Origin of the sequence: Limnobacter sp. (genome assembly GCF_964228395.1) — a bacterium.
In the GTDB taxonomy this organism is placed as follows: Bacteria; Pseudomonadota; Gammaproteobacteria; order Burkholderiales; family Burkholderiaceae_B; genus Limnobacter.
This window is the reverse complement of record NZ_CAXQZX010000169.1, coordinates 1-13,506: the sequence shown is the minus strand read 5'-3', so window position 1 is coordinate 13,506 and position 13,506 is coordinate 1. Positions and strand designations below refer to the sequence as shown.

Here is a 13,506-nt window from a genome sequence, read left to right as displayed (position 1 = left end):
AGCGGGTTTACTCACAGGAATGCGATCTGCCAACTCAAGCGTAAAACTGGTGCCGCCTTGTGGCAAATTAAACATCGAGAGGTTCCAGGCCATTTCTTGGCACAAACGCTTGACCACATACAAACCAATGCCGGTTTTGGGCAAATCACTTCCAAACCCAGACACTGCACTACCGCTGCGTTTTAAAAGGTTTTCGTCCAGCCCGGGGCCAGAATCTGTGACTGTAAACCGGTGTACACCCCCCACGCGGCGATAACAAAACTGCACCCCGCCTTCATGGGTGTGCTCAACTGCGTTGAACACCAAATTGCCGATCACCCGCTTTAATCGACGCGAATCGGTGTGAATTTGAAACTCCTCAACATCGACCTCAAAGTGCAAACCCTTGGACTCGGCCAACTGCCCAATCCAGCCCTCGATGGATTTGCAGAGGTCCGTGCTCGACAAGGCCTCGATACGTTGTTCACGCTGTTCACCCAATTCCAGTCGGGTGGCCTCCAGCATGTTTTCTGCAAGATCGTGCAACCAGCGCTGACAGCTGGTCATTTGCCGTATCACTTGGTGGGTTTTGGTGTGGGTAAGGTGCGGCAACAGCGAGGGGTGCCCCACCAATAAGCCAAGCGCGTGCAGTGGCTGGCGCATGTCATGTTGAACCCCAGCCAACCATCGCAGTCGCTCTTTCCATTCGCTGAGCACAGCCCGCTTGGCCACACGCCAGCGCATTTGCTGAGCCCGGCGCTTCTGGATGCGCTGGCGGGCCATGTGGTAGCGATGTTGCCGCTCAAACAACACGGCCCAGAGCAAAAATGGCGCAACAATACAAAGCGCGGTAAAAGCCACTTCACGCCAGGTAAACGAAATGATCCATGCACCAAATGAGGCAGCAAACACCAACAACCACAACTTTTCGGTGGGGGGCATGCGTGCCGCACGGGTACAAGACACCTTGGCGTGCAACACAAAACCACTGATGACAGCAAAGTAAAGAATTTGCGCCTGCGCAGCGTGGTGAGTGCCCACACTGGCCAACAACAGGGGAAACAGGCTCAGCGAGGCCAGCAGGCTGACATCATAATGCTGCTGAATCAGCACACTGAGCTTGGTGATGTGGCGCATGGTGAGCCCCATTAGTCGGAGTACACCTCGTCGGTTTTTTGTTCTTGCCAAGCGCGATAAAGCATGGCGGCTTCAAGACGGTTGCGAGCGTTGAGTCGCGCCAGAATACTGCGCACATGGGTTTTTACGGTCTCGGGCGACAAGCCAAGGTTTTGAGCAATTTCATGATTGGACTCACCTTTTGCAATTCGATACAACACGGACACTTGCCGTTCGGTGATGCGGGCCATGCGCTGGCCGATGGTGAACCCGTTGGTCGTTTGGCTTTTTTGACTGATTTGATCGGTCCAGTTGTTGCGTCGCAAGCGCAATACCATGCTGTCAAGCACACTCAACACGCGGTCTTGGGTGATGCCTTTGGACACAAACTCGGTCTCTGGGTATTCGTCGGCCAGATCACCCAGAATTTCTTCATTGCCGGAAATAACCAGGGTGCGGCTGTAATCGAAAGTTTCAAGTGCGGTTTCAAGCACCTTTTGAGGCGGCATGTCGGGCAGCCCCAAATCGAGAAGAACCAAATCGGGTTGTTCAAAGCGGCTGTGCTCCAGTGCCGGGCTAATGCGGCTGAACAGTTTGACCTCGAGATCGCTGTAGCGGGAGTTCATGATGTCGCGCAACGCCATGGCGATGATGGGGTGGTCGTCGATGATGAATACGCGCAGTTGGTTTTGAGATGACATAAATTATTCCCGTACAAGTCTGTGGCTGAAGGCAGCTGTTGGAGAACCCAATGAGCAACAAAATACGACAGCCGAAATAGCCGGAACAACCCCGTTAGGGGCGACACTGCGTTGGGTGACTCACAGGGGGGAATTGGTTCCCAAAAAATAGCGGTTTGTTTAACCACTTATTGTTATGGGATCATCAAGCGAGCGTCAAAAACTTACTTGGTTCTGGGAATAAAAGAGGACAAGGCGTTTTCGGCCACACGGAACCAATTGCTTTGGTCGTGTCGGAACACATTCCAGGAATCGAAAAACTTTTTGAAATCCGGATTGTTTTGGCGCTCTTGAGCATAAATTTTTTCGGCCTCTGCGTAAGCAGCCTCCAGCACATCTCGGGGATACAGGCGCAGTTGCGCTCCAGCACGAATCAAACGGGCCAAGGCAGGCGGGTTTTTGGCGTCATATTCGGCATTCATGCGCATGGCCGCTTCGGCTGCGGCCACTTCAAACGCGGTTTGATATTGTTTAGGAAGACTGGCCCAGGCGGCTTGATTCACGTAGTAGCTTAGGCTTGCGCCTGGCTCCCAAAACCCTGGGTAGTAGTAATACTTGGCCACCTTGTGGAAACCCAGCTTTTCATCGTCGTAAGGACCCACCCATTCGGCTGCATCGATGGTCCCCTTTTCAAGCGCGGGGTAAATATCCCCACCGGGTATGGTTTGGGGCACTGCGCCCAAAGCGGCCATAATGCGCCCGCCAAAACCTGGAATGCGAATCTTCATGCCTTGAAGATCGCGAACAGATTTGATCTCAGAACGCCACCATCCCCCCATCTGGGTGCCGGTGTTGCCCCCGGGAAAATTGATGATGTTGTAGTTTTTCAAGAACTCCCGTGTGAGCTGTTGCCCACCGCCAAAGTAGTACCAGGCGTTGTGTTGGCGGGCGGTTAGGCCAAACGGCAGGGTGGTTTCAAACGCAAATGCGGTGTTTTTGCCAACATAGTAGTAAGAGGCGGTGTGACCACATTCCACCGTACCGTTCTGAACCGCATCGAGCACTTGCAGACCGGGCACTATTTCGCCAGCCGCAAACGCGCGAATCTCAAACTTGCCATCTGTGAGCTCTAGCACTCGCTCGGCCATTCTTGGCCCAACACCCCAGATGGCATCAAGACTCTTGGGAAAACTCGAAGTAAGCCGCCAACGCACGCTGGGACCCTTGGCAGCGAATGCACCTTGGGGTAAGGCCGCTGATCCAGCCACACCGGCAACCCCCGCAACTCCCGTTACCGCCTTGTGCAAAAAAGATCGCCTGCTCATGGTTTAGTTGCCAGCCACGGTCATGGATTCGATCAATAGGCTGCCCATGTGCTTGCTGCCACGCCACTGCGCATCGTCCCCCACAGCCGCAATATTGGCCAACATGTCCTTCAGGTTGCCGGCAATGGTGATTTCTTCAACCGGGTGAACAATGACGCCGTTTTCAACCCAATAACCGAATGCACCGCGGGAGTAATCGCCCGTGACGCCATTGACCCCCTGCCCCATCAGCTCAGTCACCAGCAAGCCCGTGCCCATGGTTTTTAACAAACCCGGCAAGCCACCGGGCACCGTGCGGGTCGACTGCAGCAGCAGGTTGTGGGTTCCCCCCGCATTGCCGGTGGATTGCATGCCCAGCTTGCGCGCCGAGTAGGTCGACAAAAAATAGCCGTTGCACACGCCCTTTTTGACCACGGTACGCGCCTTAACCTTTACACCTTCTTCATCGAATGGCGAACTGCCATGTGCACCAAGAATGAACGGATCTTCTTTGATGGTGATGTGTGGCGCCCAAACTGGCTTGCCCAGCGAATCAAGCAAAAAAGACGTTTTACGATACAACGATGCGCCTGATACTGCACCGATGTAATGCCCCAGCAAGCCCGCCGCCACAGGCGCTTCAAACACCACAGGGCACTTGCGTGTTGTAATTGGCTTGGACCCCAAACGCGCCAGCGCCCGCTCAGCGGCAATTTTGCCGATGCGAGCGGGTTTGTCGAGGTGCTTTGCATTGCGCTCAGAGGAATACCAGTAGTCTCGCTGCATCGGGCTGTCTTTGGTGCGACCCGCCTGTGCAATGGGTGACACCGACAAGGAGTGCCTCGAATACGGGTAGCCACCGCGAAACCCTCGGCTGTTTGCGGCAAAAAAATGACCGCTTTCGGTGGACACATTCGCCCCATCGGAATTGCGAATTTTTTTGCTGACATCAAACGCGGCCTGTTCCATGGCCAAGGCCTTTTCCACAGCCTTGGCGGTAGACAAGGACCAGGGATGATAAAGATCCAGATCGCGATGGCGCTTGGACAACTCGCCAGCATCAGGCAAGCCTGCGAATTTGTCTGCTGCTGTGTATTTTGCAATGTCCAAGGCAGCCTGGATTGTTGCGTCTATGGCAGCCAGGGAAAAATCCGAGGAAGATGCATTGCCACGCTTCTGCCCGACAAACAGGCTGACGCCAAAACTTTTGTCGCGAGTTTGCTCAATGGTTTCTACCTCTCCCATGCGCACACTGACCGACTGCCCGACTGCCTCGCTGATATCCACGGCACAGTCGGTGGCCCCCAAGGACTTTGCCTTGGTCAGTGCATATTCGGTCAATTCTTGAAATGTCTCGGATTTAAAGCTAAAGCCCATATTGCCCTGCGAAAATGACTGCCAAAAATGGCTAATATACAGCCCATGAACACAGAAAACGACCTCTCCGGCGACTTTGATGAAGATGATCGCCCAAGCAAGTCAGCCGTCAAGCGTGACATGTTGGCCTTGCAAGACCTCGGCAAAACCCTTTGCGACTTGCCCTATGAAAAGGTAAAACGTGCGCCTTTGGGTGAGCGTTTGCTTGAAGCGATTGGTGATTATCACAAATGCAAAAGTTTTGGTGCCAAAAAACGGCAACTGCAATTCATCGGCAAGCTAATGCGTCAAGAAGAGCACGAGGAGATACAAGCCTGGGTTAATGGCGAAAGCGTGGAGCAGAAGCTAAAAACCCTACACCTGCACGCCGCCGAGGAATGGCGCGAGCGATTGATCGAAAATCCAGCCCTGTTGGCCGAATTGATTAAAGCCTACCCGGCCGCAGCGCAAGAAAACTTAAATCCCATGATTCGGCAGGCTGCGCAAGAGCGTGCAGCCAACAAACCGCCCCGCAACTATCGGCAGTTGTTCCAGATTATTTATCGCCTAATCGAAGACCAGCAGCAACAGGAGTCGCCATGAACCACGAGGCTGTAAAAATCGGGTTGGTGTCGGTCAGCGATCGCGCCTCTCAAGGTGTGTACGCCGACCAAGGCATTCCCAGTTTAAAGACCTGGCTAAGCAAAGCCCTGCTCAACCCGATTGAATTTGTTGAAGTGCTGATTCCTGATGAACAGCCACAAATTGAAGAAGCCCTGACCAAACTGGCTGATCATCACAAATGTAGCCTGATTTGCACCACTGGCGGCACCGGGCCGGCCAAGCGAGATGTAACACCCGAAGCCACTCTGGCCGTGGCCCACAAAGAAATGCCAGGGTTTGGCGAGCAGATGCGACAAATCAGCCTTCACTTTGTGCCCACGGCGATTCTGTCCCGGCAGGTGGCGGTTATTCGTGGCGAGAGCCTGATCCTGAACTTGCCGGGCCAACCCAAGGCCATTGCCGAAACCCTGGAGGGGCTCAAAGACGCCGAAGGCAAACCCTTGGTTAAGGGCATATTTGCGGCCATACCTTATTGCATCGACCTGATCGGCGGGCCCTACCTGGAAACCCGGGAAGACATTGTTAAAGCGTTCAGGCCCAAATCGGCCATCCGCACCACCCCAAAGGAAGCCTAAGCCATGAGTACAACGATGGATTGTGTCACTGTCGAAACTGGTCCCAAGCCCACTGGCTGCGTCATTTGGCTACACGGGCTTGGCGCCGATGGCTACGACTTTGTACCAATTGTTAAGGAATTGGAACAATTGGGTTTGCCGCCGACGCGTTTTTTATTTCCCCATGCGCCGCAAATCCCCGTGAGTATCAATGGGGGCTATGTAATGCGCGCTTGGTACGACATTCGCAACGTGGATCTGCAACGCCAAGAAGATGAGCAAGGCATACGCCAAAGCCAGGCAGCCATTGAAGCACTGATTGAGTCCCAAATTGAAGCGGGTTTTGCACCCCATCAAATTGTGCTGGCCGGGTTTTCGCAAGGTGGTGCCATCACCTACCAAACCGGGCTGCGCAGTAAGCACACCTTGGCTGGTTTGATTGCACTGTCCACTTACCTGCCTTGTACCGATTCGCTAGAGGCCGAAATTAAAACCGCCAACCTGAAGGTCCCTGTGCTGGCCGCCCACGGCACCCAAGACAACATCGTGTTGGTTGATCGTGGTCAAAAAGCAGTAGAGCTACTAAAAGCCAAGGGCATGCCGATTCAATGGCTCACCTACCCCATTGCCCACTCCGTGTGCGGCGAGGAAGTGGTGGCCATCGCTGAATTTCTTAAAAAAGTGCTGCCAAACTAAACCCAGAGCCCGGGCTTTAGAGCTTGCCAAGCAGCATGGTCGCCAGCCTGTGCATGGCTGGCGTTACCGGGGCATTGCAAGGGCCCTTGAGTTGTGCAATCAGCCAACCACGCGCGCCCTGCCGACGCAATTCAAGCGTTGCACGTTCTGGCACAGGGCCTTTCAACTGCAAATGAAAAATGCTCACCTCCCCATCGATACAACGGTCGATGTACGAAGGCACGCAATGATGCATGCGTTTTGACTCTTGCAACAGCGCATGGAGGGAAGACAACTCCACGTAACTGCCCACCTCGCCCAACATGCCCATGCCCAACACCTGCGGCCAGAACACATCGGGCCGCCCCGTGTTCCAATTGCGCTCGACCAAGTGCCAATGCGACTGCTTTGCCATTAAGGTATCGTAAGTCCAATGGCGTGAAATGCTGGGCGCATGCTGCCTGGAAACCCCCAACAACCAATCGACAATCAGGGGAAACTCCTCTGCTTCCAATTCTTTTTGATGCGTTCGTGAAGTGGCCTGAGCGCGCCGCAGCATGGCCAATCGCGTGGCCCGCAATACATTCAGCGCCAAGGGCGAACACAGGTCCTGATGATTGCGACGCAGCCAGGCGGCAAGCCCCCCAAAACCCGCCAACGCGCCCGTTTGAGCATCTACACTGCTCACTGGCAACGCCCTCCCCAAAGCCGCATGAAAATTCGCCCAAGCAAGATGCCCCAAGGACGACCACGCCATTTTTGCAATATACGCACGCGGTTGATGGTTCAACCACCGCCAAGCCTGCGGATTGAGCCCCAAAGCCAACAAGCGCCGTTTGATGCACTGCCAATTCGGAAAACTGTTCCACATGCCCGGGTCTTGCCCCATCAATGGGGCCAGCGCGGGTCGCTCCTTGAAGCGTGCCAGCAAAGTTTGGCGATGTGCCGCCACGCGATGTAAATCAAACAGGTGGGCGTGCCTGGGGTAAATGGTCAAGCAAAGCCGAAAAACAGCCCGACCATGCAAGGCCATGACGGCCTGAGTCCAGGCGCGCTGAAGATCTGCAAGGCTTAAATCGGCCACACTCAAATGGCGCACTCGCCCTTTGAAATGCTCTGGGGTTTGAAGACTGGGGGGGGCTCGCCAAGTAGACTTCAAGAGATCCATTTTAAGTTGCCAGGCCTTTGCATCATCGATCAGCAGCGGCGCGCGCTCATCCACCTTGGCTCGGCAAGCCAGATTCCACTCAAAAAACAAACCCGAACGTGTGCTGACAAAACGCGCTGGCAGCCTGGCCGATGGAACTCGATGTATGCTGACCCTATTGCAGGACATCGTGTTCAATTCAAATTCCAAAACAGGGCGCATGATGACAGACCTAGACAGCGAACCAGTAATCACTCGAATTCTACAGCAAGGCGAGATTTGGCAAATTTCAATCAACCGCCCGGAAATGCGCAATTGCGTCGACCGATACACAGCCGATTTGCTTGAAAAGGCGTTTCAGGCATTCGAGCAGGACAAACTGGCCAAGGTGGCTGTTTTAAGTGGTGAAGGCGGCCATTTTTGCGCGGGCGCAGACCTTAAAGCGGTGGCCTCGGGCGACCCAAGCCGCGTCAACCGTCTGGAACGCCATGGCGCCGGGCCGATGGGCATCAGCCGCATGGAACTGAGCAAGCCTGTGATTGCGGCGGTGGATGGCTTTTGTGTGGCAGGTGGCCTGGAACTGGCCTTGTGGTGTGACATGCGCGTGCTCAGCCGCAAAGCAGTGATGGGGGTATTTTGCCGCCGCTTTGGCGTGCCCTTGATCGATGGGGGCACCGTAAGACTGCCCCGCTTGATTGGCCAAAGCCGTGCCATGGACATGATTTTGACGGGTCGCCCAGTGGAAGCCGAAGAAGCCCATGCCTGGGGATTGGCCAACCGCCTTGTGGATGCCGATGAGGCGCTGCCCGCTGCCATCGAGTTGGCCAGCCAACTGTGTGCACTGCCTCAAACCTGCATGCGCAACGACCGGCAAAGCGTTTTAACCCAGTGGGGTTTAAGTGAACACAAAGCCATTGAAGAAGAGTTTGAGTTTGGCTTGAACACCCTGTCCTCTGGGGAGACCAGCGAAGGGGCGGAGGCATTCACAGAAGGCTCTGGACGGCATGGCGAGCAACGCCAGTAGAATTAATTGAGCTGGGGGAAACCGTGCTGTACCCCCAGCGCTTGAAATAAACTGGTGATTCGTAGCGCGTACTCGGTTTGTTCGGCAGCCAGGGTTTGTTCTGCGTTGGCCAGCACACGCTGGGCATCTACCACATCGAGAAAACTGATCAAGCCCAATTGGTACAAGGCTTCTGCTTGCTCAAAACTTCTGCGGCTGGAAGTGACCGCCTTCATCAAAGCCTGTTGACGCCTGGATGAAGCATCCACGGCCGTAAGGGCCAATTCGACACCTTGCACCACCTCGCGCAACACCTGTTCATAGTTGGCCAAGGCGCCATCCGCGCGTGCCTTTGCAGCATCCAGTTGCGCCTGCCGGGCTCCGCCATCCCACACCACTTGTGAAATCATGGCCGACAAGGCTCCCACCAACACGCCCACCGCCGGGTTGCCGTTGCTGGCCACGTTGCCAAACCGAAGGTCGGCCATCAAGGCCACAGAGGGATAAAAATCCGCTTGAGCCACCCCTACTTCGGCCGCAGCCTGCGCAAACCGGGCCTGAGCCACTTGAACCTCAGGGCGGTTTTGTAACACCTGCAAGGGCAAAGCATTGGGCACTTCTCCGCTGAAGGTCGGCAACTCACCCTCTCGGGCCAAGGCCGCTTCATCACCCCAGGCAAACCGCCCCGCCAGCGTGGCCAAACGGAATCGCGCATCTTGCACAGACTTTTCGAGCGGAGCAATGCTGGCGCGCAAATTTTCGACTGAAGTTTCGGCCCGACGCACATCCAGTTCGGGCGAAAGCCCGGCCTCGAATCGTGCGCGTACCACCTTCAGCGTCTCCTCTTGCAAAGCCACCGCCCCCCGTAACAGATCCAATTGCTTTTGGTTGCCACGCATTCGCAGGTATTCCTGCGCAACTGCGGTGCTGGTATTTACGATGTCAGCCCGCAACTGAGCCTGTAGTGCCAGTAAATTGGCCGCGGCTGCCCGAGTTTGCTGTTGCAGACCTCCGGCGACATCCAAGGGCAAGGCAATGCCGATGCCCCCCAACACTTCCTCGCGGCGCGACACGTTTGAAGCGCTGCCAGTGCCGCCAGTGCTGGCTGCGAGCAGGTTTCCGCGTTCAGACCGTTGTGCAGTGGCCACTGCATCAAGCTCCACAAGCAAACCTTCCTGAGCGCTGTTGAGCTGCAACAAGGCCTGTGCCTCTTGCACCCTGGCGGCAGAAGCACGCACGGTGAAATTATTGCGGATGGCCTGCTCAATGAGCGTGTTCAGCGTGGGGTCGCCAAACCCTGCCCACCACTGCGACGCAACCTGACTTGACGAAGCCTGCGCCAGCTTGTTGAGCAAATCCTGACCTTGAAACTGACCAGGCGCCCTGGCTTGCAATGGCGCAAGCTCTGGCTGCGCGGTGCTGCACGCAGACAGACCCAAAGCCAATAACACGCTCAAACCCACGACCCTATACATCGCTTGCCCCTTGCTTGTGCCCCGCCGCCTGCTGCCCTGCCAAATGGTTGGCCAGGGCCGATTCCAGCGCTTGCTCGGCATGGGCACGGGGCTTCATGTGGGGCGCCACCAGGGAATAGCCCAGCGGCGCGAGGTACAGGGTAAACAGGCTGGACAATCCCAAGCCACCCAAGACCACCCAGGCAATCGCCTCACGGGACTCTGCACCAGGCCCCCCACTGAGCACCAAGGGCACCACACCCAGTAATGTGGACAACACGGTCATGGCCACCGGCCGCAGGCGCAAGCTGGCGGCCTGTCGAATGGCATCGGCGATGCTGAGGCCTTCATCGCGCAACTGGTCCATCATCTCGACCAACAAGATGGCATTTTTGGTCATGAGACCAATGAGCAACACCAAACCCACCTGGCTGAACAAATTCAAAGACTGCCCCGTGGCCAACAATGCAAAAACCGCAGCAGCCATACCAAAAGGCACGGTAAACATCACCACCAGGGCACTGCCCACGTTCTCGAACTGGGCAGCCAACACCAAGAACACCACAATCAGGGCCAACGCAAAAGTAATCAGCATCTCGCTGGAGGTTTCTTCCAGCGTGGCGGCCTCACCCAAAAAAATCAAACTCACATTGCCTGGCAAGGTGGAGGCAGCCACTGTGCGAATGTCGGCCATGACGCGAGCCAAGTCAGTGCCCGGTGGAATGCCCACATCCAGATCAACAGCCCGTCGCTGTGCATGTCTATCCAGTTCAGCAGCAACGCCACGCTCAGACACCTGAACCAAGGCCGACAACGGAATCAGACGTCCCGCCTCATTGCTCACAAACACATTCAACAAATCGCGGGGTGAGCGCAAGCTCCCCTCTGCTGCCCCAAGCATGACCGGTACGGCTTGGTCAGCCACACTCAAATCGAGCAAACGGTATTCGTCAGCCATGATCTGCAGGGTCTGCATCACTCGGGCCACGGGCACCTGAAGGTCATTGGCGCGTAGGCGATCCACCTCAAAGCCAAGCTCGGGCTGAGAGGTGTCGTATTGCACGCGTACATCCTGCACCAATGGCATTTGCGCCTCCAGCGCCAAAGCCAAGGCGTCGGCTGCGTTGGCCAACTCGTTGTAATCATCCCCCAACACCGCAATTTGCAAACCAGACCCACCGCCGCGAATGTTCAAACTGCTTTCTTGAACGATGCGAACCTGCCCACCGGGCAGGTCTGAAATTGCTTTGCTGACCTGTTTGGCCAACTGCTGTTGAGTGATGTTGCGCTCCCCCCAATCGGCGAGGTTGGCTTGTACAAAAACCCTGTTTTTGTCCCATCGACCTACAATGGTGAAAAGGTCTGTGATCAAGCCCTGCTCCTGGTAGGGCAACAAGGCCTTTTCGATGATCTGGCCCTGCCGACCGCTGTACTCTAGAGAAGCGCCATCGGGTCCATTGAGAGCCACCACCAATCGACCACGGTCCTCTTGTGGTACCAGCTCACGATTTAACATGCTGGCCGCCAACACACCCAAGCCGCCGATGACCACAAACACCACAACAAAGAGAGCCCGACGCGCCAAAAAGTAATCCAGGCTGCTTGCATAGGCCTCTGCCACCCATGCCCCCCAACGCTCAAGCCCTTTGAACCAGCGGGGTTTGGTCGATTCATCAAATTGTGCATCCGTTAACAAGCGCGAGGCCATCATGGGGCAAATGCTCAACGCCACAAAAGTGCTGATGACCACCGACATGGACAACACCATGCCAAATTCCCGAAACAATCGACCTGTTTCGCCAGGCAAAAATGCAATCGGCAAAAACACAGAGGCCAAAGATGCGGTGGTTGCTATGACAGCGAAAAACACCTGCCGCGTGCCCAGCAAGGCCGCCACCGCCATGGGCTCGCCCAGCCTGCGACGACGCTGAATATTCTCCAGCACCACAATGGCATCATCCACAATCAGGCCCGTGGCCAACACCAAAGCCAAAAGGGTCAAGATGTTCACAGAAAACCCGGCCAACCAGATGGCAGCCAAAGTACCGACCAGCGACACTGGCATGGTGACGGCTGGAATCAGCACGGCGCGCCACTGCCCCAAAAACACAGCGATGACCACCAAGACCACCAACACGGCAAACACCAGTGAGGTGAGCACCTCTTGCAAGGCTCCTTTAATAAACACCGAGTCGTCAGCTATCAGCACGAGTTGAATGTCGCGGTTTTGCGAATTGAACTGCTCAATGCGGGCTTTAACATCGGCAGCAATGGCGATGGTGTTACCTCCCGCCTGCCTAAGAACACCCATGGCCACCACAGACCTGCCATTGAGCAAAGAATACGACTCCGCCGACATGGGGCCGTAATACACAGAGGCCACATCGCCCACGCGAATCGCCCCTTTAACAGGCATGTTTTTAATTTGCTCCACATCCACTGTGGAAGCATTGGCCCGCACCAACAACTCTTGCCCCGTGGACAAATAACTGCCGGCAGGCACGTCCAGGTTGAGAGTTTGCAATGTGGCCAACACATCATTGGGTGCCATGGCGTACCTGGCCAAGCGGCCAGAATCAAGCAGTACCCGCAACACCTTGGGCTGGCTACCATTCAGAGTGACGTCAGCCACGCCATTGATCGATACAAACGTGGGGGCAATGTTGGTCTCTACGCGCAGAGCCAGATCTTCCATGGGGAGGGTGTTGCTGTAGGCCGCCAATTGAACCACTGGCCTGGCGTTGTCATCTGCCTTGATCACCAATAGCTGTTCAAGATTATCAGGCAGTTCACGTTGCACGCGGCTTACCGCTTCACGAACATCGTTGGCAGCCACATTGATGTCAGTGCCTGCCGCAAATTCAAGGCGAATGCGCGCGTTGTTTTCTTCGCTGGAGCTTTGGATACGCTTAACCCCCGACACTCGGGCCACCGCACCTTCCAGTTTGGAGGTGACCTCGGTGTCGATGGTGCTTGGGGAGGCTCCTTGGTAAACCGCTCGCACCACCACCACAGGTCGGTCTATGTCGGGCAGTTCCCGAACCTCCACCCCCATCATGCTGGCCACCCCTGCCAAAATAATCAGCAGGTTCATGACAACAACAAGAACTGGCCGCTTCAGGCCCAGCGCGGTGAGGCCACGCAGGTAATCTTTGCTCACAGTGGGTCCTCGATCAGCTGCACTGGCACGCCGTCCTGCAAGCGCAACACCCCTTCAACCACGACCTGTTCACCGGGCTTCATTTCGCCTTGCAAAAAAACAAGCCCGTTGCGCCGGTCCACCACCTGAATGTTTTCACGATGTGCGTGCCCCTCGCGCACAAGCCACACATAAGCTCCCGAGCGGTCCCACTGCACTGCGATTTCTGGCACGGTCAGCCTGGCTTGCCCTTTCATGGCCACACGAACGTTGAAAGACATGCCGGGGCGAATCAGGTCCTCCTGGTTGTTGAAGTTGGCACGCACACGGAGGGTTCGGGTTTGACGATCCAGCCGATTGTCCAAGGCCACCACTTGGGCCTGAAAAGTTTTGCCGGGCAAGGCAGGTGAAGCCACCTCGACGCCGAGCGACTTGGCGGGCAGGTTACTTAACTCGCCCAGCAAAGCCTCGGGCA

Annotated in this window: 12 protein-coding genes; 4 read left to right on the top strand and 8 right to left on the bottom strand. The window is 55.9% G+C overall.

All coding sequences use genetic code 11. The features are described from left to right. The 4 genes from ACEQU8_RS14220 to pmbA form a co-directional block, all read right to left on the bottom strand. Nucleotides 1-1,128 (bottom strand): sensor histidine kinase (locus ACEQU8_RS14220; protein WP_370264473.1); only part of this gene is annotated, 1,128 nt, incomplete at its 3' end. Then, nucleotides 1,128-1,796 (bottom strand): LuxR C-terminal-related transcriptional regulator, encoded by a 669-nt coding sequence (locus ACEQU8_RS14215; RefSeq protein ID WP_370264472.1) that lies wholly within the window; start codon nucleotides 1,794-1,796, stop codon nucleotides 1,128-1,130. The genes ACEQU8_RS14220 and ACEQU8_RS14215, both read right to left, overlap by 1 nt. Nucleotides 1,797-1,999: 203 nt before the next feature. Then, nucleotides 2,000-3,100: a TRAP transporter substrate-binding protein gene (locus tag ACEQU8_RS14210; protein WP_370264470.1), complete on the bottom strand. Its 1,101-nt coding sequence runs from the start codon at nucleotides 3,098-3,100 to the stop codon at nucleotides 2,000-2,002. Between the two features lie 3 nt (nucleotides 3,101-3,103). Further along, nucleotides 3,104-4,456, bottom strand: a complete 1,353-nt coding sequence (pmbA, locus tag ACEQU8_RS14205; protein ID WP_370264469.1) for a metalloprotease PmbA — start codon at nucleotides 4,454-4,456, stop codon at nucleotides 3,104-3,106. A gap of 45 nt (nucleotides 4,457-4,501) precedes the next feature. Between pmbA and yjgA the strand changes: the two genes are divergently transcribed. From yjgA to ACEQU8_RS14190, 3 genes are read left to right on the top strand one after another with little or no spacing between them, the layout of a single operon-like run. Next, complete coding sequence (gene yjgA / locus ACEQU8_RS14200; protein ID WP_370264468.1) at nucleotides 4,502-5,038, top strand: ribosome biogenesis factor YjgA; 537 nt, start codon at nucleotides 4,502-4,504, stop codon at nucleotides 5,036-5,038. Beyond that, nucleotides 5,035-5,634, top strand: a complete 600-nt coding sequence (gene mog, locus ACEQU8_RS14195; RefSeq protein WP_370264466.1) for a molybdopterin adenylyltransferase — start codon at nucleotides 5,035-5,037, stop codon at nucleotides 5,632-5,634. Before yjgA ends, mog begins: the two co-directional genes overlap by 4 nt. 3 nt (nucleotides 5,635-5,637) lie before the next feature. Further along, nucleotides 5,638-6,309, top strand: a complete 672-nt coding sequence (locus ACEQU8_RS14190; protein ID WP_370264465.1) for an alpha/beta hydrolase — start codon at nucleotides 5,638-5,640, stop codon at nucleotides 6,307-6,309. A 16-nt stretch (nucleotides 6,310-6,325) separates the two neighbouring features. Here ACEQU8_RS14190 and ACEQU8_RS14185 read toward each other — a convergent pair whose 3' ends face one another. Continuing rightward, nucleotides 6,326-7,624, bottom strand: coding sequence for a PcfJ domain-containing protein (locus tag ACEQU8_RS14185; RefSeq protein ID WP_370264475.1), 1,299 nt, complete (start codon nucleotides 7,622-7,624; stop codon nucleotides 6,326-6,328). Between the two features lie 34 nt (nucleotides 7,625-7,658). Here ACEQU8_RS14185 and ACEQU8_RS14180 point away from each other — a divergent pair, with 34 nt between their 5' ends. Further along, entirely contained in the window at nucleotides 7,659-8,459 is an 801-nt protein-coding gene (locus ACEQU8_RS14180) for a crotonase/enoyl-CoA hydratase family protein (RefSeq protein WP_370264474.1), read from the top strand. Between the two features lie 2 nt (nucleotides 8,460-8,461). Here ACEQU8_RS14180 and ACEQU8_RS14175 read toward each other — a convergent pair whose 3' ends face one another. From ACEQU8_RS14175 to ACEQU8_RS14165, 3 genes are all read right to left on the bottom strand, one after another. Then, nucleotides 8,462-9,913 carry an efflux transporter outer membrane subunit gene (locus ACEQU8_RS14175; protein ID WP_370264464.1) on the bottom strand — a complete coding sequence of 484 codons (1,452 nt, stop codon included), beginning with the start codon at nucleotides 9,911-9,913 and terminating at the stop codon, nucleotides 8,462-8,464. Beyond that, nucleotides 9,906-13,052, bottom strand: coding sequence for an efflux RND transporter permease subunit (locus ACEQU8_RS14170; RefSeq protein WP_370264463.1), 3,147 nt, complete (start codon nucleotides 13,050-13,052; stop codon nucleotides 9,906-9,908). The genes ACEQU8_RS14175 and ACEQU8_RS14170 overlap by 8 nt, the downstream gene beginning before the upstream one ends. Further along, nucleotides 13,049-13,506 (bottom strand): efflux RND transporter periplasmic adaptor subunit (locus ACEQU8_RS14165; RefSeq protein ID WP_370264462.1); only part of this gene is annotated, 458 nt, incomplete at its 5' end. The genes ACEQU8_RS14170 and ACEQU8_RS14165, both read right to left, overlap by 4 nt.

Bases quoted from the DNA above. Each gene is read 5' to 3' on its own strand.
- mog (WP_370264466.1), top strand. From the start codon at position 5,035: ATGAACCACGAGGCTGTAAAAATCGGGTTGGTGTCGGTCAGCGATCGC.
- yjgA (WP_370264468.1), top strand. From the start codon at position 4,502: ATGAACACAGAAAACGACCTCTCCGGCGACTTTGATGAAGATGATCGC.
- ACEQU8_RS14180 (WP_370264474.1), top strand. From the start codon at position 7,659: ATGACAGACCTAGACAGCGAACCAGTAATCACTCGAATTCTACAGCAA.
- ACEQU8_RS14215 (WP_370264472.1), bottom strand. From the start codon at position 1,796: ATGTCATCTCAAAACCAACTGCGCGTATTCATCATCGACGACCACCCC.
- ACEQU8_RS14175 (WP_370264464.1), bottom strand. From the start codon at position 9,913: ATGTATAGGGTCGTGGGTTTGAGCGTGTTATTGGCTTTGGGTCTGTCT.
- pmbA (WP_370264469.1), bottom strand. From the start codon at position 4,456: ATGGGCTTTAGCTTTAAATCCGAGACATTTCAAGAATTGACCGAATAT.
- ACEQU8_RS14190 (WP_370264465.1), top strand. From the start codon at position 5,638: ATGAGTACAACGATGGATTGTGTCACTGTCGAAACTGGTCCCAAGCCC.
- ACEQU8_RS14210 (WP_370264470.1), bottom strand. From the start codon at position 3,100: ATGAGCAGGCGATCTTTTTTGCACAAGGCGGTAACGGGAGTTGCGGGG.
- ACEQU8_RS14185 (WP_370264475.1), bottom strand. From the start codon at position 7,624: ATGTCCTGCAATAGGGTCAGCATACATCGAGTTCCATCGGCCAGGCTG.